Below are 17,679 nucleotides of genomic sequence, written 5' to 3' on the forward strand. Positions count from 1 at the left end.
GGGTCCTAATTCATAGAGACGCCCTTTCGTTTTGAAATTACCCAGGAGATTTCATATGCGTGTTCCCTTTCGCCTGATTGGCGGTGTATTGGTTGCCACCTTGCTGACCCAGGTAACCGCTTGCGGATCGATCTTCTACCCTGATCGCCGCGGGCAGATCGAAGGCAAGATCGACCCGGCCATCGCCGCGCTGGATGCCGTGGGCCTGCTGTTCTACATCATCCCCGGCCTGATCGCGTTTGCCGTGGACTTCGCCACCGGCGCGATCTACTACGCACCGGGCGAGACCGCACAGGTGGCGCCGGAAAAACTCAAGGAAGCGATCGGTGCCGACGGCAAGGTCGATACCCACAAATTGCAGACTATTCTTGAAACCGAACTGGGCCGCAGCTTCCCGCTGGACGACCCACGTTTGATTCAACACAAGGGCAGCACTCAGCAACTGGCCTTGCTCGGCCTGCAACCTGCCGCGTAATCCGTGCACATAAAGGAATAGCCGCACTTATGATTTCCAGCTCCGAACACGCCCGCCTGCTGCGGCTGGCGACCCGTGCCTCGGTGGCGGTGGCGTGCACGTTGATCGTCGCCAAAGCCATCGCGTGGTGGTTGAGCGGTTCGGTGAGCATGCTCGCCGGGTTGACCGACTCGGCCCTGGACGGTATCGCCTCGCTGCTCAACCTGCTGGCAGTGCATTACGCCTTGCGCCCCGCCGATGAAGATCACCGTTACGGGCACGGCAAGGCCGAATCGCTGGCGGGCATGGCGCAGGCGTTGTTCATTGGCGGCAGTGCGGTGCTGATTGCGTTGCAGGCGTTTGATCGGCTCAAGCATCCGGAACCGGTGGGTGCGCCGTGGATCAGCATCGGCGTGATCGTGTTTTCCCTGGCGCTGACGTTGGTCCTGCTGATGTTGCAGCATCGGGTCGTCAAGGCAACCGGCTCCAACGCGGTGCGTGCCGATTCCCTGCATTACCGTTCGGACTTGCTGCTCAATGGCAGCATTCTGGTTGCGCTGGTGCTGGCCGGGTTTGGCTGGCATCAGATGGACGCGTGGTTTGGATTGGGGATCGCCGCTTACATCTTCTGGAGCGCCATTCAAATCGCCCGGGAAAGTTTTACGGTGCTGATGGACGAGGAGCTGCCGCCAGACGTCAGCCAACACATGCTCGAACTGGCCTGTAGCGTACCGGGGGTGCTGGGCGCGCATGACCTGCGCACACGGGTGTCCGGCAACCAGTGGTTCGTGCAATTGCACCTGGAATTGCCGGGGGAGCTGACCCTGTCAGTCGCTCACGGCATCAGCGATCAGGCGGCCGATGCAATTCACGCGGCGTACCCGCGAGCAGAGGTGCTGGTGCACGCCGACCCGCAGGAAGTGGTGAAGGCCGCCAGGGCAAATCAGAAACTCACCTGATACCCGCGACTGCCCAGGCAGTTGCCCTGGGCCTGGCGGTAGGCTTGCACCACCGACGGATCCGGCTGGTAGGTGGCCGTGCGCGGATCGAAGCCACTCTGCTGCACCGCGTATTGATAACACTCGTAGCCGTCCTGATTGACCTGCTGCGGCGACTGCCCGTTGGCGGGATACGCCACCACGTCATAGCCATTGCCGGTCGGTTGCGGTTGCGGTTGCACGGGCGGCTCGACCACCACGTAATCCTGAGTGCTTTCCTGATAGGCGTAATACGAGCCCGCCGCCAGGAACAACAGCGCGCCGCCGATCCACACTTCACGGGCGTAATCAGGCAGATAGCTGACGCGAATCCCGCGCGGCGGCTGCACCACGACATAACGCGGGCCGAGCGGGCGATACCAGTAGCCGCCGGAGAAGAAATAATCCTGCCCACGATACGGCACGCGGTAGTCGCGGTCCGGGAAGCGGTCGATCACATGCCCGGGACGGTACTGCGGGCCTGGCCCCCAGCCGTTACCGTGGCCATTCGGACGACCGGCCCAATGATGATCGTCGGGACGTGAACCCGGCCCGCCGGTCTGCCATTGCTGGTTGTAACCATTGTTTCGCGGGATGTCCTGATAGTAACCACGTTGCGGCTGCTGGGTCTGGCGCACGGTGTCGGGCCGGCCCTGGATCGGCAAGTCGTTGGCCGGCAATTGTGGCGGCGGCGGTGGTGGCCGGACGGGACTGTTGAAGTCGCGCGGCGGGTTGTCTCGCGGCTGATTGTTTTGCCACTGCCCGCCATTGCGCGACTGGCCGTTGTTCTCGAACTGACGACTGTTGTCGCCACGAATGATGTCGTTGTTTTGCGGGCGCGGCTGATTATTGCCACCATGGCCCTGATTGTTGCCCTGATGACCGTCACCGCGTTGTCCATTGTCGGGCCCCCGGTTCTGCGGCTCATCGGCCAGCGATTGCGCAGTGACACTGACACACAGCAAACCAACACCGGCCAAACGCCAGATGCGCGACTTCATGCTTTTCCTCACTGCGGGTTAGGGCCTGTACGTAAGACTGGGAAAGCACAGGCCGGTTCTGCAACAGGTTATCAGTCGCGCAACTTATTTATTGAGGGCGGGTGAAAAATTGCGGGCAAAAGAAAAGGGAGACCCGTCGGCCTCCCTTTGAGAACTTCGTCCGTGCTCGACGCTTATGACGTCGGCTCACCTCACGCCGTCTTCTGGACAGTGTGTAGCTCGGGGGCCGGCACATCCCCGGTGGGGGTGGCGGCCGCGACTGGCCTGATTGGGCGAGCCGCTGTGGACTGTTTGTCCGAGCAGTGATTCTGGTGATAAGAATAGGCCTGGGGCGCCGGCAGAGGATTGCGAAGATTGCTCAAATAAACATGACTTGCGCAATTTTTAACCTTGGATAGATAATCTGCCGCAATCGATATGACAAAGGCCTGATTGATGAGCAAACTCGACCGATACGACCTGAGCATTTTGGCGGAATTGCAGCGCGACGCGCGCATCTCCAACCAGGAGCTGGCCGAACGCATCGGCCTGTCACCTTCACCGTGCTCGCGCCGGGTCAAGCAACTGGAAGACGACGGCTACATCACCCGCCAGGTGGCCCTGCTGGATCGCAAAATGCTTGGCCTGAGCCTGACGGCTTACGTGCTGATCGGCATGGACCGGCATACACCGGAGCGATTCGAGAACTTCGAAGCGGCGATTCGCACCTTGCCGCAAGTGCTTGAATGCAGCCTGGTGACGGGGATGGATGCGGACTATCAGCTCAAGGTGGTGGTGCCGGACATGGATCACTATCAGAAATTGCTGCTGGGGCACCTGACAAGGATTGAAGGGGTGACGAGTGTGCGGTCGAGTTTTGTGTTGAATCAGGTGCTCAACAGCACCGAACTGCCGCTGACTCATCTGCGTAGCTGACGACGCCTTCGCGGGCAAGCCTCGCTCCTACAGGTTTTGCGCGAGCCCTTGTAGGAGCGAGGCTTGCCCGCGAAGAGGCCGGAACAAGTGACGAATAGCTGCGACACGCTGCCGCAGGTCAATGCCGCACCAATCCCCCATGCCGTATACTCCAGCGCCTTTTAGCCCCGCCCCCGCTGGAGATGTCCGATGGATCCTGCAGTATTCGAAGAGTGGATGATGACCGGACTGGTCAGCATTCTGATCATTTTCATGGGTTTCATCGTCTGGGATCTGGCAAAAAAATCCAAGGCCGGGCGCTTTGGCTCGTTCATCCTGTTCTTCGTGCTCGGCCTGGGCGTGGCCGCGTTCGTGATCAAAAGCGTGGTAATCGGCCTGATCGAATCCGGCACGTTATAAGCGCGCCGGCACTTCTTTCCACTGGCCCTGATCGAGCCCTTCGATCGACCAGTCGCCGATCCTGACCCGCACCAGCCGCAACGTCGGCAAGCCGACCGCGGCGGTCATGCGCCGGACCTGACGGTTACGCCCCTCGCGAATCACCAGTTCCAGCCAACTGGTCGGCACGCTTTTGCGAAAGCGCACCGGCGGGTTTCGCGGCCACAGTTGCGGCTCATCCAGTTGCCGCGCTTGCGCGGGCAAGGTCATGCCGTCATTCAGCTCGACGCCATCACGCAAACGCTGTAACTGCTCGGCACTCGGCTCGCCCTCCACTTGCACCCAATACGTCTTGGCCAGTTTGTGCTTGGGGTCGGCAATCCGCGCCTGGAGCTGGCCGTCGTTGGTCAGCAACAGCAACCCTTCGCTGTCGCGATCCAGACGACCTGCCGGGTAAATCCCGGGAATCTCGATGAAATCCTTGAGCGTCGCCCGCCCTTCGCCGTCGCTGAATTGCGTCAGCACATCGAATGGTTTGTTGAACAGGATCAGCTTCGGCTCGGCCGGCGGCGCTTTGGCGACACGGCGCGGGGCTGATGACGGGGTGTTCGCGCCAGGGCGGCGGGACACGGGACGTTGGGGACGGGACATGGCGAAGAGAACATCTAACGGTCAGGGCTGCTAATGCTAGTGCCCTGACCGCCAAATGACCATGACAACTATTACCGGAACGGCGGCTCGTCGAAGCTGCGCAGTTTGCGCGAGTGCAACGAGTTGAGTTCGGTGCGCAACAAGTCCACCGCCTCGATACCGATCTTCAAGTGCTGGCTGACCGCGCGCTCATAAAAGGCGTTGGCCGAACCCGGCAGCTTGATTTCGCTGTGCAGCGGTTTGTCCGAGACGCAAAGCAATGTGCCGTACGGCACCCGCAAGCGATAACCTTGCGCGGCGATGGTGCCGCTTTCCATGTCCACCGCCACGGCGCGGGACAGGTTGATCAGCGGACGCTCCTGGGCCCAGCGCAATTCCCAGTTACGGTCGTCGTAAGTCAGCACGGTGCCGGTGCGCAGGCGTTTCTTCAGCTCGTCGCCCTTTTCGCCAGTAATGTTGGCCGCCGCTTGCTGCAACGCCATCTGCACTTCGGCCAGGGCCGGAATCGGAATGTTCGGCGGCACGACCCGGTCGAGAATCCCGTCGCGACGCATGTAGGCGTGAGCCAGCACGTAATCGCCAATGGTCTGCGACTGACGCAGACCGCCGCAGTGACCGATCATCAGCCAGCAATGCGGACGCAGTACCGCCAAATGGTCGGTGATGTTCTTGGCGTTGGACGGGCCGACGCCGATGTTCACCAGGGTCACGCCGTGACCGTCGCTGGCGATCAGGTGATAGGCCGGCATTTGATAGCGATGCCAGACCACGCCGGCCGCAATCGCCGACGCTTCGCCGTGATCCATGCTCTTTTCGATGATCACGTTGCCCGGCAGCACCATGCGCACGAAACGCGGATCGCTGCGCAACTGCTCAAGACCATGAACAATGAACTGGTCAACGTAGCGGTGGTAGTTGGTCAGCAGAATCCACGGCTGCACATGGCGCCAGTCGCTGCCGGTGTAGTGCACGAGGCGGCGCAGGGAGAAATCCACCCGCGCGGCGTCGAACAGGGCCAGCGGCAGCGGATCGGTGTTTTCCCAATCGTACAAACCGTCCGCGATGCCATCGGTGGCGGCGGACAGATCGGTACTCGGGAACACCCGCGCCAGCACGGCCGCGGTCACGCCGGAACCAGCCAGTTCATCGCCCTGCTCGACCACATACGGATAAGGAATGTTCTGCTGGCTGATGCCGACTTCCACGGTCACGGTGAAGTCGTGCATCAACGGCACGAGCTGTTCCAGCAAGTATTTACGGAAAGCCGCCGGATGGGTGACGGTGACGCTGTAGGTCCCCGGCAGCTGCACCTTGGCGTAGGCGCGGGTGGTTTGCGGGACTTCGCCCTGGCAGTGGTAGGTCAGACGCAGTTCAGGATAACGAAACATCGCACGCTGTTCGGCGTCCGGTTCAACTCGATCCTTGAGGTAACGCTTGAGCGCCTGGCTCAGTGCGGTGGTTGCGCGATTGTGCAAGTGAGCAAGCCGGTCCACGGCTTGCTCGGCGGTTTGAACGATAATAAAAGCTTCGGTCACGATCAGCATCCTGTGTTCTGACTTGCAGGCCTTCATCTTGCCTGCATCGTCGCTTCACGGGAACAGCGGTGGCTACACAAATGCCAAGTCCACAGCAGATCCAATGTGGGAGCGAGCCTGCTCGCGATAGCGTAGGCACATTCGACATTGATGTGGCTGACAGACCGATATCGCGAGCAGGCTCACTCCCACAGTAGACCGGTGTCGGTTACACGAGCGGGGTCGAGCGGGCGACGATCGCTTGGACATCCAGCCCACGCGGCAACGCACCGTATACCCGACCGGCGGAGCCAAGGCGGCTGGCGATGAACGCATCGCTGACCGCCGAGTTACCGGCCTCCAGCAACAGTTTGGCTTGCAGCCCCAACGCGATGTCTTCGGTGAGCTGTCGCGCACGATACTGAATATCGCCGGTGTCCTTGAACGCCGCCTGCAACTGGCTGATGTGCGCGGCCAGCCGCTTGTCGCCGTGACCATCGCCCAACTCGCTGAACAACACATCCAGCACGCCCGGCTCTTTCGACAGCGCCCGCAACACATCCAGGCATTGCACGTTGCCGGAGCCTTCCCACGTCGAATTGACCGGTGCCTCGCGGTACAAGCGCGGCAGGATGCTGTCTTCGACATACCCGGCACCGCCCATGCATTCGGCGGCTTCGTTGATCATCGCGGGTGCGCGTTTGCAGATCCAGTACTTGCCCACTGCGGTCACCAGGCGGGCGAATTTCGCTTCGTGCCCGTCATCCAGATGATCCAGCGCCTTGCCCATTCGCAGGCTCAACGCCAACGCCGCTTCGCTCTCCAGGGCCAGATCGGCGAGGACGTTCTGCATCAACGGTTGTTCGCTGAGCAGCTTGCCGCCGACGCTGCGATGGGCGCAGTGATGACTGGCCTGGCTCAGCGCCTGACGCATCAAGGCGCTGGAACCGACCATGCAATCGAAGCGGGTCATGGCAACCATTTCGATAATGGTCGGAACGCCGCGCCCCTCTTCACCGACCATCCACGCCAGTGCACCGCGAAACTCGACTTCGCTGGAGGCGTTGGAGCAATTGCCGAGTTTGTTTTTCAGGCGCTGGATGTAGAACTGATTGCGTGTGTCGTCGGGGCGATGGCGTGGCAACAGGAAGCAGGTCAATCCTTTGTCGGTCTGCGCCAGCGTGAGGAAGGCATCGCACATCGGCGCAGAACAGAACCATTTGTGGCCCACCAGTTCGTAAGCCTGGCCCGGTCCGCTGGCACCCACCGGATACGCCTTGGTGGTGTTGGCCCGCACATCGGTGCCGCCCTGTTTCTCAGTCATTGCCATGCCAATGGTGACACCAGCCTTATGGGCCATGCCGACATTGCGCGGGTCGTATTCGGTGGCGAGGATTTTCGGCAGCCACTGCCGGGCGAGATCGGGTTGCAAGCGCATCGCCGGCACACTGGCGAAGGTCATGGTCAGCGGGCAACCGCTGCCGGCTTCGGCCTGGCTGTGCAGGTAGGTCATGGAGGCGCGGGCGACATGGGCGCCGTCCTGTGGATGCGCCCAAGGCAGCGAGGTCAACCCGTGCTCGATTGCCATGCGCATCAGCTCGTGATACGCCGGATGAAATTCCACCAGATCGATGCGGTGACCGTAGCGGTCGTGGCTGCTGAACACCGGTTTGTTCTGGTTGGCCAGGAACCCCGCTTCCATCAGCGGCCCGCCGGCCAGCGCGCCGTATGCGTCGATCCGCGACTCGGCCCAACCGGCCCCGAAACGCCGCGACCACTCCTGCAAAGGCAGGTCGATGCGATACAGGTTGGCGCCGTCCAGCGACGGCGGCTGGTTGGTGACTTCGTGGGTTTCGGCGAACTGATGCAGGTTCATGACGGGGCTCCTTTGGTCAGCCAAGGAGTTCAGTTAAGCACTGCCTCGAGGCCGAACAAAGTGGCATATCCGCCTAACTGTCGGCGCTTTCGCCTTGTTTTGGACAAAGCACGCGTCGATACAACGCGGCCTGCAAATCTTCGAATTTCACCGGTTTGCTCAGGTAATCGATCAGTGCACCGGTTGGGCAGCGCTCCCGATCAGCGCTCAAGGCAATCATGAACACCGGCAACTCGGCACACCCCGGCAAGTCCCGGATCTGGCAGCAGACAGACTCCCCGTCGAGGGGCGGTAGCTGACAATCGAGGAGTACGGCGTCAAAGGTTTCACGCTGCAGGACTTCCAGCGCGGTCGCCCCGTTGTCCGCCGTACGGACCCGAAACCCGAGCTTGAGCAACATGCCGCGCATCACCAATTGATTGATGCTGTTGTCGTCCACCAGCAGCACCGTGCAGTCCTGAGGCAGGCGCAGACGCGGGAATTCGCGGATCATCAATGGCGTTGTCACGCGCTCGACCACCGGCAATTCAAACTCGACGTCAAGCTGAAAGCGGCTGCCGCGACCAGGTTCGGAGCGGTGAGTCAGGTTCCCGCCGAGCAGGTCGACCAGTTGTCGACAGATCGCCAAGCCGACACCGAGGCCGCCATATTCACGGGTCATCGAGCCGTCGAGCTGGAAGAACCGCTGATACAGCGTCGCCTCGCCCAGATCAGTGAAACCGATGCCGGTGTCGATCACCGCAAAGGACAATGCCAGCTTGCCGGGCTCCACGTTTTTACCCGAGACCCGCAGCGCCACCCCGCCCACTCGCGTGAACTTGATCGCGTTATCCAGCAGGCATTCCAGGCATTGCGCCAACTTGACGTTATCGCCGTACAAACGGTCCGGCAGGCCCGGTGTCACCTCGACCTTGAAGTCCAGCGACTTGCCCGACGCGTTGCCTTCGAACTGCACGCGCAAGGTATCTACCACGCTGCGCAAACTGAAGGTGGACGCCGAAGCCTTGAGCTTGCCGGCCTGCAATTCGGTCAGGGTAAGAATGCCGTTGACCATGCGCATCATGTCGCGCGCAGAACCGGCGGCCGTTTGCTGGTATTGCTCCAGCTCCGGGTCCATCTCGACGGTTTGCATCAATTCCAGGGAACCGATCACACCGTTCATGGGGGTGCGCAATTCGTGGGTCAACGTGGCGAGGAATTCATCCTTTAGCTTGTTACTGTGCGCCAGTTGCTGGTTGAGCACTTCAAGCTTCTGGCCGGCATCAAACAAGGTTTGCGCCTGTTGCTCGCGCATGGCGTTGATGCGGTCGGCCAGGGCCAGGGACAGCAGCGCCACTTCAATCGCCGAACCGATCTGGCTGGAATACATGGTCAGGAATACGTTCGGCAGGTAACCCAGCACCATCATCGTATTGATGATGCCGCCGAGCAAAAACGCCGACCAGGCGATGATGAAATAGCGCGCCACCCGCAAGCCGCGCCACCAGGCGAAAAACCCTGCGGCGAAAATCACCACGGTGAACGACAGGGCCAGCGTCGTCGCCAGGCGCAGGGCCAGGGCGTAACTGGTCATCAATGACAACCCGACGACTACCGCACTGAACGCAATCAACGCCAGCAGCAAGCGATCGAGCCAGCGGCTGAGGGTCGCCGTTTGCAGGAAGCTGCGGGCGAACTGGCTGCCGAACAGCCCTGCGCAACCGATGAAGAACGGCGTCGCGGCGTTGGCCCACCACGGGTTGTCTGGCCAGAAATACTCTACGGCCGCGCCATTCACCGACAGCTGATACAGGCCGAACGAGGCAATATAAAAGATGTAATAGAGGTAGCTGGTGTCGCGCACGCTGAGGTAGATGAACAGGTTGTAGACCAGCATCCCCAGCAATACGCCGTAAATCATGCCCAACACATAAAGCCGCACCGGCTGTTCTTCGAGAAACGCGGTGCTCGACCACAACGTGACCGGCGCCTGGATCGACCCTTCGCTTTGCAGGCGCAAGTACACGGTTTGCGTTTGGTCGGGCGTGAAGTTCAGATCGAAAAGGTAGTTGTTCTGGCGAATCTCGCGGCTGCTGAACGGCAAGGCGTCGCCGGTCTGACGGGCCAATTGATAGCCACCGCCGGCATCAGGCAAATACAGATCAAGGTGATCGAGGGGCGGATAGGCCAGTTCCAGCAACCACGTCCGTTGTGCAGAGGGATTGGTCGGGCGGTAATGCAGGTCGATTTTCAGCCAGAACACCGAACGCGAGTAACCGGCGTTGAGCGTGGCCTTGTCATGGGGTTTGAAGTGTCCGGCAGCGGCTTGCGCGCGGATATCGGCAATGCTCGCCTGACCATCGGCGTCTTCGAACACTTGCAGGGTTCGGCCCAAGGGCAGGCTTTGAGTGAACTCATCGAACTCGACTGCGCTTGCCATGAGGGGCAAGCAAAACAGCAACATCAGCAAATAGCGCATTTAAGCCCCAGCGTGGCCTGTCCGGTTATCTCAGGAAGCCCCTCATTCCTTTTGAGTAGACGTAAAACCGGCATTACCTGTTATTGGTTTGGATCCACTCTAGCATAGCCGTTGATGGCCATTGAACACCATTGAAATTTTTATCGTAAAGGCTCTAGCACGGGCGTTCCAGCGAAGCATATCGAGCCATTGCTGTTTGCTCGGTCAGATTATGACAATCCCGGAGGGCTGCATTGCCAGCCCATGACTCTCTATCGGCAGACCTGGCGGGCACTGCACCCGAAAATCGATGTTTGGTGGTAAGCTCGCGCACCATGAATATCTACAGCTCTCGCCCCGTTGTCCTCTGTCTCTCCGGCCACGACCCAAGTGGTGGCGCCGGCTTGCAGGCAGATATCGAAGCCCTGCTTGCCCAGGGATGTCATGCGGCTCCGGCCGTCACCGCCCTGACCGTGCAAGACACGGTCAACGTCACGGATTTCCGCGTCCTCGACCGTGAGTGGGTGCTGGCTCAGGCCAACGCCGTGCTCAACGACTCCGAAGTCGCCGCCGTCAAGCTGGGCATGCTCGGTTCCCTGGAAATGGTCGACACCGTCGTCGAACTGCTTCAGGCGCACCCGCATTTGCCGATGGTCTGCGACCCGGTGCTGCGCGCCGGCGGTGGCGGACGACTGGGCAAGGACGAAGTCGGCTACGCCATGCGCGAACGCCTGCTGCCCCTGGCCATCATCGCCACCCCTAACCTTCCCGAAGCCCGCATCCTCGCTGAACTGCCAGAAGGCACCGCCGACGAGTGCGCTGAAAAACTCCTGCCGTTCGTCAAACACCTGCTGATCACCGGCGGCCACGGTGATGAACACGAAATACACAATCGCCTGTACAGCCGCGACGGTCTGCGCGAAACCTATACCTGCCAGCGCTTGCCCGGCAGTTACCACGGTTCGGGTTGCACATTGGCGAGCGCCCTCGCCGGTCGTCTGGCCCAGGGTGAAAACCTCGTCAGAGCCGTGCAGAGCGCGCTTAACTACACGTGGCGCACCCTGCGCGATGCCGAGCAGTTGGGCAAAGGCCAGTTCGTGCCGCGCCGCCTGCCACTGGATTTCTGTTCGTAACGCCATGAGGCTTGCCCGATGAAACTACGTGGCCTGTACGCCATTACCGACAGCCAGTTACTGGCCGGTAAATTTCTTTCGTACGTGGAGGCGGCGCTGGAAGGCGGCGTCACCCTGCTGCAATACCGCGACAAGAGCAGCGACGAGGCCCGCCGTCTGCGTGAAGCTGAAGCCCTGCGCGATCTGTGCGAACGCTACAAGACCCATCTGATCATCAATGACGATGCCGAACTGGCCGCACGCCTGAACGTCGGCGTGCACCTGGGCCAGACCGACGGCCCGCTGACCCCGGCCCGTGCGTTGCTCGGTCGCCAGGCGATCATCGGTTCGACCTGTCACGCGCAACTCGAACTCGCCGAACAAGCAGCCAAAGAAGGCGCCAGTTATGTCGCCTTCGGCCGCTTCTTCAATTCCAGTACCAAACCCGGCGCACCGACTTGCAGCCTCGAACTGCTCGACCAGGCCCGCAGCACATTGCACCTGCCGATCTGCGCGATCGGCGGCATCACCCTGGAAAACGCCGCCCCGCTGGTGGCCCACGGGGTCGATCTGCTGGCGGTGGTCCACGGCCTGTTTGGCGCCGAGAGCACGGCTGAAGTGACCCGCCGCGCCCGCGCATTTAACGAATTACTAAAAATCTGATTTGAGAGCCCCATCATGTCTCGTTCCGAAACGCTGTTTGCCAATGCCCAGAAACACATTCCCGGTGGCGTGAATTCGCCTGTTCGCGCGTTCAAGAGCGTTGGCGGCACTCCCCTGTTTTTCAAACATGCTGAAGGCGCCTACGTCACCGACGAAGACGACAAGCGTTATGTGGATTACGTCGGTTCCTGGGGGCCGATGATCCTCGGCCACAGCCATCCGGACGTGCTGGACGCGGTGCGCAAGCAGCTGGAACACGGCTTGTCCTACGGCGCCCCGACCGAGATGGAAACCGAGATGGCCGACCAGGTCTGCTCGATCGTGCCATCGATGGAAATGGTGCGCATGGTCAGCTCCGGCACCGAAGCGACCATGAGTGCGATTCGCCTGGCCCGTGGTTTCACCGGTCGCGACAGCATCATCAAGTTCGAAGGCTGCTACCACGGTCACTCCGACAGCCTGCTGGTTAAAGCAGGTTCCGGCGCCCTGACCCAAGGCGTGCCGAGCTCGGCCGGTGTACCGGCGGCCTTCGCCAAACACACCCTGACCCTGCCGTTCAACGACATCGATGCCGTGGAAACCATGCTCGCTGAAGTGGGCCAGGACGTGGCCTGCATCATCGTCGAGCCGGTGGCCGGCAACATGAACTGCGTACCGCCGGCACCGGGCTTCCTCGAAGGCCTGCGGACCCTGTGCGACAAGCACGGCGTGGTGCTGATTTTCGACGAAGTGATGACCGGTTTCCGCGTTGCCCTCGGCGGTGCTCAAGCGCATTACGGCGTTACGCCAGACCTGACCACGTTCGGCAAGATCATCGGTGGGGGCATGCCGGTTGGCTGCTTCGGCGGCAAACGCGCAATCATGTCGCACATCGCGCCACTGGGCCCGGTGTACCAGGCTGGCACCTTGTCGGGTAACCCGCTGGCAATGGCGGCAGGTCTGACGACCTTGCGCCTGATCAGCCGCCCAGGCTTCCACGCCGAACTGAGCGACTACACCAGCCGCCTGCTCGATGGCCTGCAACAGCGCGCCGACGCCGCCGGCATTCCGTTCGTGACCACCCAGGCCGGTGGCATGTTCGGCTTGTACTTCAGCGGCGCCGACGACATCGTCACCTTCGATGACGTGATGGCCAGCGACGCGAAGCTGTTCGGCCGTTTCTTCCACCTGATGCTCGAAGGTGGCGTGTACCTGGCACCAAGTGCATTCGAAGCCGGCTTCACCTCGATCGCCCATGGCGAAGCCGAGTTGAAACTGACCCTGGATGCCGCCGAGCGCGCCTTCGCTGCATTGAAATAACGTTGTGCCGCTGACGTTGGCGATTGCCAGCGTCAGCTTTCACCTACATTCCCGCCTCTTTTCCTACTCACCTGCCGATAATCCCCCGTAAAGTGGGCGATATATTCCCCGTGCAGCAGAAAAACGAGTAAAGACTTTGTAAGGTTGGCCCTGCTTATTTCATAATGCGCGCTTATTGGATCCCCTCGTTGGGTCCGCGCGCCCTTCAGAGGTAAGTCGATTCCCATGAACCGCACCGGCCGCGCCCTTGCAATGGGCTGCCTGTTGCTCCTTCAGCCCCTGCTCGCGCTCGCACAAGCAGGCGGCAACTCGTTGTTAATCCCAGCGATGGGTCGCTGCACCCTCAATACCCAGCCGCAAGACCTGGCACAGGCGCTCGCCGCCTGTCAGAAAGCGTCGGATGAAGGGGATGCGCAAGCGCAATACGAGTTGGGTGAGTTCTACTACGACGGCAAAAACACCCCGCGCGATCTGAAAAAAGCCCTGGATTACTTCGAAAAGGCCTCGCTGCAAGGCCATGCCCAGGCGCAATTCAAACTCGGCACCATGTTCTTCCACGGCGAAGGCGTACCGGCCAATAACGTTCAGGCGTACATCGTGCTGAAAATGGCGGCGGTCAATGGTGCGGAAGAAGCGCTGGATACGGCGGATGAAGTCGCCGAGAAGATGCCGCGTGAAGAACTTGAAGTGGCGACTCAGGTGCTTGGGCAGATCTTCCGCAAGTACCTGATGGAATTGCAGAGCGCCGATGGGCGCACGCCTTTCTCGCCGCTTCCCTGAATCTGCGTTGCTCTGACTGGCCCCATCGCGAGCAGGCTCGCTCCCACATTGGATCTTCAGTGAACACAATATCTGTGAACACTTGAGATTAACTGTGGGAGCGAGCCTGCTCGCGATGGGGGCAACGCGGTCTTGAGCCTTACTTCTCAGGCATCGGCATCGGAAACGGCATCACATTGCCGACCGCGCCACGGGCTTCGCTGATTTTCGGGGTGCCCAGACGCTCGACTTCGTCGATGCGCACGATCGAATGCATCGGCACAAAACTGCGCACCACGCCCTCGAACTGAGCCTTGAGCTTCTCTTCGCTCGGGTCGACGACCACTTGCGTGCGCTCGCCAAAGACGAACTCTTCCACTTCCAGGAAGCCCCACAGATCACTTTGATAGATCTGCTTGGCGTACATTTCGTACACCTGGCCCTGATTGAGGAAAATCACCTTGTAGATTGGAGCTTCACGTTTGGTCATGGTGGGCGAGCAACACATCGGGGGATAAAAATGAGGGCGCGAACTATAGCATAGCCACCGGACGCGCAACGGTAGGAACCTTGGGACATGTTCCCTATAATGCGCGGTTCTTTGAATCACGTGATGACTGTATCCATGGCCAAGAAGCTTTACATCGAAACCCACGGTTGCCAGATGAACGAGTACGACAGCTCGCGCATGGTTGATCTGCTGGGTGAACATCAGGCCCTGGAAGTCACTGCTCGCGCTGAAGACGCCGACGTGATCCTCCTCAACACCTGCTCGATCCGCGAACGTGCCCAGGACCGGGTGTATTCCCAGCTCGGCCGCTGGCGTGAACTGAAACTGGCGAACCCGGAGATGGTGATCGCCGTCGGCGGTTGCGTCGCCAGCCAGGAAGGCGCCGCCATCCGCGATCGCGCACCGTACGTCGACGTGGTGTTCGGCCCACAAACCCTGCACCGTTTGCCGGAAATGATCGACGCCGCACGCGCTACCAAGCTGCCGCAAGTCGACGTCTCGTTCCCGGAAATCGAAAAATTCGACCACCTGCCAGAGCCGCGCATCGATGGCCCGAGCGCTTATGTGTCGGTGATGGAAGGTTGCAGCAAGTACTGCACATTCTGCGTGGTGCCCTACACCCGCGGCGAAGAAGTCAGCCGCCCGTTCGATGACGTGATTGCCGAAATCATCCACCTCGCCGAGAACGGCGTGCGTGAAGTGACGTTGCTGGGCCAGAACGTCAACGGCTATCGCGGCACCACTCACGATGGTCGCCTGGCGGACCTCGCCGAACTGATCCGCGTGGTCGCCGCTGTCGATGGCATCGACCGGATTCGTTACACCACCTCCCACCCGCTGGAGTTCTCCGACAGCCTGATCCAGGCCCACGCCGAGGTACCGGAACTGGTGAAACACCTGCACTTGCCGGTGCAATCGGGTTCGGACCGCATTCTGTCGGCGATGAAGCGCAACCACACGGCGCTGGAATACAAATCCAAACTGCGCAAGCTGCGCGCCGCCGTTCCAGGGATCTGCATCAGCTCGGACTTCATCGTCGGCTTCCCGGGCGAGACCGAAAAAGACTTCGAACAGACCATGAAGCTGATCGAAGACGTCGGTTTCGACTTCTCCTATTCGTTCGTCTATAGCCAGCGCCCAGGCACGCCGGCCGCCGATCTGGCCGACGAAACGCCGGAAGAACTGAAAAAAGAACGCTTGAACGCCTTGCAACATCGCCTGAACCAGCAAGGTTTCGAGATCAGCCGACAAATGGTCGGTTCGGTCCAGCGGATCCTGGTGACCGATTACTCGAAAAAAGACCCCGGCGAGCTGCAGGGCCGGACCGAGAATAACCGGATCGTCAACTTCCGCTGCGACAATCCAACCCTGATAGGCCAGTTTGCCGACGTGCATATCGACGCCGCTCAGCCGCACTCGCTGCGCGGCTCGCTGATTATCTAACTGTAGGAGCCGGCTTGCTGGCGATGGGAACACCGCGGTAGATCAGCAAGACCGCGTTATCGTTCATCGCCAGCAAGCCGGCTCCTACAGAATCGAGGTGTGTCAGGTCGAGATATTTAAGAGCTTTCGCACCCGCCTCACTGGCGTTATCCTTGATTTCATCTTAATTGCCCCAGGGCGGCTAAATACGACCTTGAACGCACCCATAGAACCACATCGTTTTATCCTCGAGCCCTTTGAGGCTCGCCGCTTTGCCAATCTGTGCGGGATGTTCGACGAGCACCTGCGCTTGATCGAGCAACGCCTGACCATCGAAATCCGCAACCGCGGAAATCAGTTCGAGCTGATCGGCGATCCCAAACACACCACCTCCGCGGAAAATCTCCTGCGCCGTCTGTACCGGGAAACCAAGGGTACCGAGCTGTCGCCGGACATGGTTCACCTGTTCCTGCAGGAATCGGCCGTCGAAGAGCTGGACAACGTTTCGCCGTCCGAACCCTCCGTGGCCCTGCGCACCAAGAAAGGCATGATTCGCCCTCGCGGCTTGAATCAGCTGCGCTACGTGAAGGAAATCCTCGGCAACGACATCAACTTCGGCATCGGTCCGGCCGGTACCGGCAAGACCTACCTGGCCGTTGCCTGCGCGGTAGATGCGCTGGAACGCGAGCAAATCCGCCGCATCCTGCTGGTGCGCCCGGCGGTTGAAGCGGGCGAAAAACTCGGCTTCCTGCCCGGCGACCTGTCGCAAAAAATCGACCCGTACCTGCGTCCGCTCTACGACGCACTCTACGAAATGCTCGGCTTCGAATACGTCGCCAAGCTGATCGAGCGCCAGGTGATCGAAGTCGCGCCGCTGGCCTACATGCGCGGTCGCACGCTGAACAACAGCTTCATCATCCTCGACGAAAGCCAGAACACCACCGTCGAGCAGATGAAGATGTTCCTGACCCGGATCGGCTTCGGTTCCACAGCGGTTATCACCGGTGACATCACCCAGGTCGACCTGCCGAAAGGCACCAAGTCCGGGCTGCACCACGTGATCGAAGTGCTGAAAGACGTGCCGGGTATCAGTTTCACCCACTTCATGCCCAAGGACGTCGTGCGCCATCCACTGGTGCAGCGGATCGTCGAAGCCTACGAGCGCTTCGAGAATCGCGGGGCAGACGAAACACCAAAGGACAGCCGCCGCGATGCTTGAGCTTGATCTGCAACTGGCCACCGAAGCATCTGCGCCAAGTGAAGCCGAGTTCCGCCAATGGTGCGAACTGGCCCTGCGCCAGCGCACCGCCGACTCCGAAATGACCATTCGCCTGGTCGACGAAGCGGAAGGTCGCGAGCTGAATCACACCTGGCGGCAAAAGGACTACGCCACCAACGTGCTGTCGTTTCCTGCCGATGTGCCTGACGAGTTTCTCGACATCCCGCTGCTGGGCGATCTGGTGATCTGCGTGGCGGTGGTCGAGCGCGAAGCCGCCGAACAAGGCAAGGAACCCAAGGCCCACTGGGCACATCTGGTCATTCACGGCTGCTTGCATCTGCTGGGTTACGACCATATAGATGACGACGAAGCCGAAGAAATGGAAGCACTGGAACGAACGTTGCTTGCTGAGTTGGGCTACCCCGACCCGTACGCGGACGACGAAACAGAAACATCCCCTATCGTTACAACAAAGGATTCAGAGTAATCGC

The 17,679-nt window shown here is 60.6% G+C and carries 17 protein-coding genes; 11 read left to right on the top strand and 6 right to left on the bottom strand.

The window, feature by feature from the left end:
- The first annotated feature begins 55 nt into the window (after positions 1-55).
- Both KGB24_RS00155 and KGB24_RS00160 read left to right on the top strand, forming a co-directional pair.
- Positions 56-475 carry a hypothetical protein gene (locus KGB24_RS00155; protein ID WP_008035153.1) on the top strand — a complete coding sequence of 140 codons (420 nt, stop codon included), beginning with the start codon at positions 56-58 and terminating at the stop codon, positions 473-475.
- Between the two features lie 29 nt (positions 476-504).
- Positions 505-1,413, top strand: a complete 909-nt coding sequence (locus tag KGB24_RS00160) for a cation diffusion facilitator family transporter (RefSeq protein WP_223414456.1) — start codon at positions 505-507, stop codon at positions 1,411-1,413.
- On the opposite strand, the gene KGB24_RS00165 is transcribed toward KGB24_RS00160, so the two are convergent.
- The gene (locus tag KGB24_RS00165) at positions 1,398-2,432 is read right to left on the bottom strand and encodes a DUF6515 family protein (RefSeq protein WP_223414457.1); all 1,035 of its coding nucleotides are present in this window, start codon (positions 2,430-2,432) and stop codon (positions 1,398-1,400) included. The genes KGB24_RS00160 and KGB24_RS00165 overlap by 16 nt on opposite strands.
- 435 nt (positions 2,433-2,867) lie before the next feature.
- On the opposite strand from KGB24_RS00165, the gene KGB24_RS00170 reads away from it, so the two are divergent.
- Both KGB24_RS00170 and KGB24_RS00175 read left to right on the top strand, forming a co-directional pair.
- On the top strand, positions 2,868-3,347 hold the full coding sequence (locus KGB24_RS00170) for an Lrp/AsnC family transcriptional regulator (RefSeq protein ID WP_007894448.1): 480 nt from the start codon (positions 2,868-2,870) through the stop codon (positions 3,345-3,347).
- A 189-nt stretch (positions 3,348-3,536) separates the two neighbouring features.
- The gene (locus tag KGB24_RS00175; protein ID WP_007937369.1) at positions 3,537-3,746 is read left to right on the top strand and encodes a DUF2788 domain-containing protein; all 210 of its coding nucleotides are present in this window, start codon (positions 3,537-3,539) and stop codon (positions 3,744-3,746) included.
- On the opposite strand, the gene KGB24_RS00180 is transcribed toward KGB24_RS00175, so the two are convergent.
- From KGB24_RS00180 to KGB24_RS00195, 4 genes are all read right to left on the bottom strand, one after another.
- Complete coding sequence (locus tag KGB24_RS00180) at positions 3,741-4,376, bottom strand: pseudouridine synthase (protein ID WP_008035145.1); 636 nt, start codon at positions 4,374-4,376, stop codon at positions 3,741-3,743. The two genes, KGB24_RS00175 and KGB24_RS00180, sit on opposite strands and share 6 nt — an antisense overlap.
- 71 nt (positions 4,377-4,447) lie before the next feature.
- Entirely contained in the window at positions 4,448-5,947 is a 1,500-nt protein-coding gene (amn, locus tag KGB24_RS00185; RefSeq protein WP_177318196.1) for an AMP nucleosidase, read from the bottom strand.
- Between the two features lie 172 nt (positions 5,948-6,119).
- Positions 6,120-7,766, bottom strand: coding sequence for an acyl-CoA dehydrogenase family protein (locus tag KGB24_RS00190; RefSeq protein WP_223414458.1), 1,647 nt, complete (start codon positions 7,764-7,766; stop codon positions 6,120-6,122).
- A gap of 73 nt (positions 7,767-7,839) precedes the next feature.
- Positions 7,840-10,224: a hybrid sensor histidine kinase/response regulator gene (locus tag KGB24_RS00195; protein WP_223414459.1), complete on the bottom strand. Its 2,385-nt coding sequence runs from the start codon at positions 10,222-10,224 to the stop codon at positions 7,840-7,842.
- Positions 10,225-10,538: 314 nt separating this feature from the next.
- On the opposite strand from KGB24_RS00195, the gene KGB24_RS00200 reads away from it, so the two are divergent.
- The 4 genes from KGB24_RS00200 (at position 10,539) to KGB24_RS00215 (ending at position 14,057) form a co-directional block, all read left to right on the top strand.
- Positions 10,539-11,336 (top strand): hydroxymethylpyrimidine/phosphomethylpyrimidine kinase, encoded by a 798-nt coding sequence (locus tag KGB24_RS00200; protein WP_223414460.1) that lies wholly within the window; start codon positions 10,539-10,541, stop codon positions 11,334-11,336.
- Positions 11,337-11,354: 18 nt separating this feature from the next.
- Complete coding sequence (gene thiE, locus KGB24_RS00205; RefSeq protein WP_008044565.1) at positions 11,355-11,978, top strand: thiamine phosphate synthase; 624 nt, start codon at positions 11,355-11,357, stop codon at positions 11,976-11,978.
- Positions 11,979-11,993: 15 nt separating this feature from the next.
- On the top strand, positions 11,994-13,277 hold the full coding sequence (gene hemL / locus KGB24_RS00210) for a glutamate-1-semialdehyde 2,1-aminomutase (protein WP_223414461.1): 1,284 nt from the start codon (positions 11,994-11,996) through the stop codon (positions 13,275-13,277).
- Between the two features lie 225 nt (positions 13,278-13,502).
- Positions 13,503-14,057 (top strand): tetratricopeptide repeat protein, encoded by a 555-nt coding sequence (locus KGB24_RS00215; protein WP_008035122.1) that lies wholly within the window; start codon positions 13,503-13,505, stop codon positions 14,055-14,057.
- A gap of 139 nt (positions 14,058-14,196) precedes the next feature.
- Here the strand turns inward: KGB24_RS00215 and KGB24_RS00220 are convergent, their stop codons facing one another.
- Positions 14,197-14,526, bottom strand: coding sequence for a DUF1820 family protein (locus KGB24_RS00220; protein ID WP_007894425.1), 330 nt, complete (start codon positions 14,524-14,526; stop codon positions 14,197-14,199).
- A gap of 135 nt (positions 14,527-14,661) precedes the next feature.
- Between KGB24_RS00220 and miaB the strand changes: the two genes are divergently transcribed.
- The 3 genes from miaB to ybeY all read left to right on the top strand — a co-directional run bounded on the left by miaB (position 14,662) and on the right by ybeY (position 17,675).
- Positions 14,662-15,990, top strand: a complete 1,329-nt coding sequence (miaB, locus tag KGB24_RS00225; protein ID WP_032829224.1) for a tRNA (N6-isopentenyl adenosine(37)-C2)-methylthiotransferase MiaB — start codon at positions 14,662-14,664, stop codon at positions 15,988-15,990.
- A 193-nt stretch (positions 15,991-16,183) separates the two neighbouring features.
- Positions 16,184-17,188, top strand: a complete 1,005-nt coding sequence (locus KGB24_RS00230) for a PhoH family protein (protein ID WP_032829221.1) — start codon at positions 16,184-16,186, stop codon at positions 17,186-17,188.
- Positions 17,181-17,675 (top strand): rRNA maturation RNase YbeY, encoded by a 495-nt coding sequence (gene ybeY / locus KGB24_RS00235; RefSeq protein WP_008035119.1) that lies wholly within the window; start codon positions 17,181-17,183, stop codon positions 17,673-17,675. The genes KGB24_RS00230 and ybeY overlap by 8 nt, the downstream gene beginning before the upstream one ends.
- The last annotated feature ends 4 nt before the right edge of the window (positions 17,676-17,679 follow it).

Source organism: Pseudomonas sp. BF-RE-25 (assembly GCF_019956105.1).
Lineage (GTDB): Bacteria > Pseudomonadota > Gammaproteobacteria > Pseudomonadales > Pseudomonadaceae > Aquipseudomonas > Aquipseudomonas migulae.

Bases quoted from the DNA above. Each gene is read 5' to 3' on its own strand.
- KGB24_RS00155 (WP_008035153.1), top strand. From the start codon at position 56: ATGCGTGTTCCCTTTCGCCTGATTGGCGGTGTATTGGTTGCCACCTTG.
- KGB24_RS00160 (WP_223414456.1), top strand. From the start codon at position 505: ATGATTTCCAGCTCCGAACACGCCCGCCTGCTGCGGCTGGCGACCCGT.
- KGB24_RS00165 (WP_223414457.1), bottom strand. From the start codon at position 2,432: ATGAAGTCGCGCATCTGGCGTTTGGCCGGTGTTGGTTTGCTGTGTGTC.
- KGB24_RS00170 (WP_007894448.1), top strand. From the start codon at position 2,868: ATGAGCAAACTCGACCGATACGACCTGAGCATTTTGGCGGAATTGCAG.
- KGB24_RS00175 (WP_007937369.1), top strand. From the start codon at position 3,537: ATGGATCCTGCAGTATTCGAAGAGTGGATGATGACCGGACTGGTCAGC.
- KGB24_RS00180 (WP_008035145.1), bottom strand. From the start codon at position 4,376: ATGTCCCGTCCCCAACGTCCCGTGTCCCGCCGCCCTGGCGCGAACACC.
- amn (WP_177318196.1), bottom strand. From the start codon at position 5,947: ATGAAGGCCTGCAAGTCAGAACACAGGATGCTGATCGTGACCGAAGCT.
- KGB24_RS00190 (WP_223414458.1), bottom strand. From the start codon at position 7,766: ATGAACCTGCATCAGTTCGCCGAAACCCACGAAGTCACCAACCAGCCG.
- KGB24_RS00195 (WP_223414459.1), bottom strand. From the start codon at position 10,224: ATGCGCTATTTGCTGATGTTGCTGTTTTGCTTGCCCCTCATGGCAAGC.
- KGB24_RS00200 (WP_223414460.1), top strand. From the start codon at position 10,539: ATGAATATCTACAGCTCTCGCCCCGTTGTCCTCTGTCTCTCCGGCCAC.
- thiE (WP_008044565.1), top strand. From the start codon at position 11,355: ATGAAACTACGTGGCCTGTACGCCATTACCGACAGCCAGTTACTGGCC.
- hemL (WP_223414461.1), top strand. From the start codon at position 11,994: ATGTCTCGTTCCGAAACGCTGTTTGCCAATGCCCAGAAACACATTCCC.
- KGB24_RS00215 (WP_008035122.1), top strand. From the start codon at position 13,503: ATGAACCGCACCGGCCGCGCCCTTGCAATGGGCTGCCTGTTGCTCCTT.
- KGB24_RS00220 (WP_007894425.1), bottom strand. From the start codon at position 14,526: ATGACCAAACGTGAAGCTCCAATCTACAAGGTGATTTTCCTCAATCAG.
- miaB (WP_032829224.1), top strand. From the start codon at position 14,662: ATGGCCAAGAAGCTTTACATCGAAACCCACGGTTGCCAGATGAACGAG.
- ybeY (WP_008035119.1), top strand. From the start codon at position 17,181: ATGCTTGAGCTTGATCTGCAACTGGCCACCGAAGCATCTGCGCCAAGT.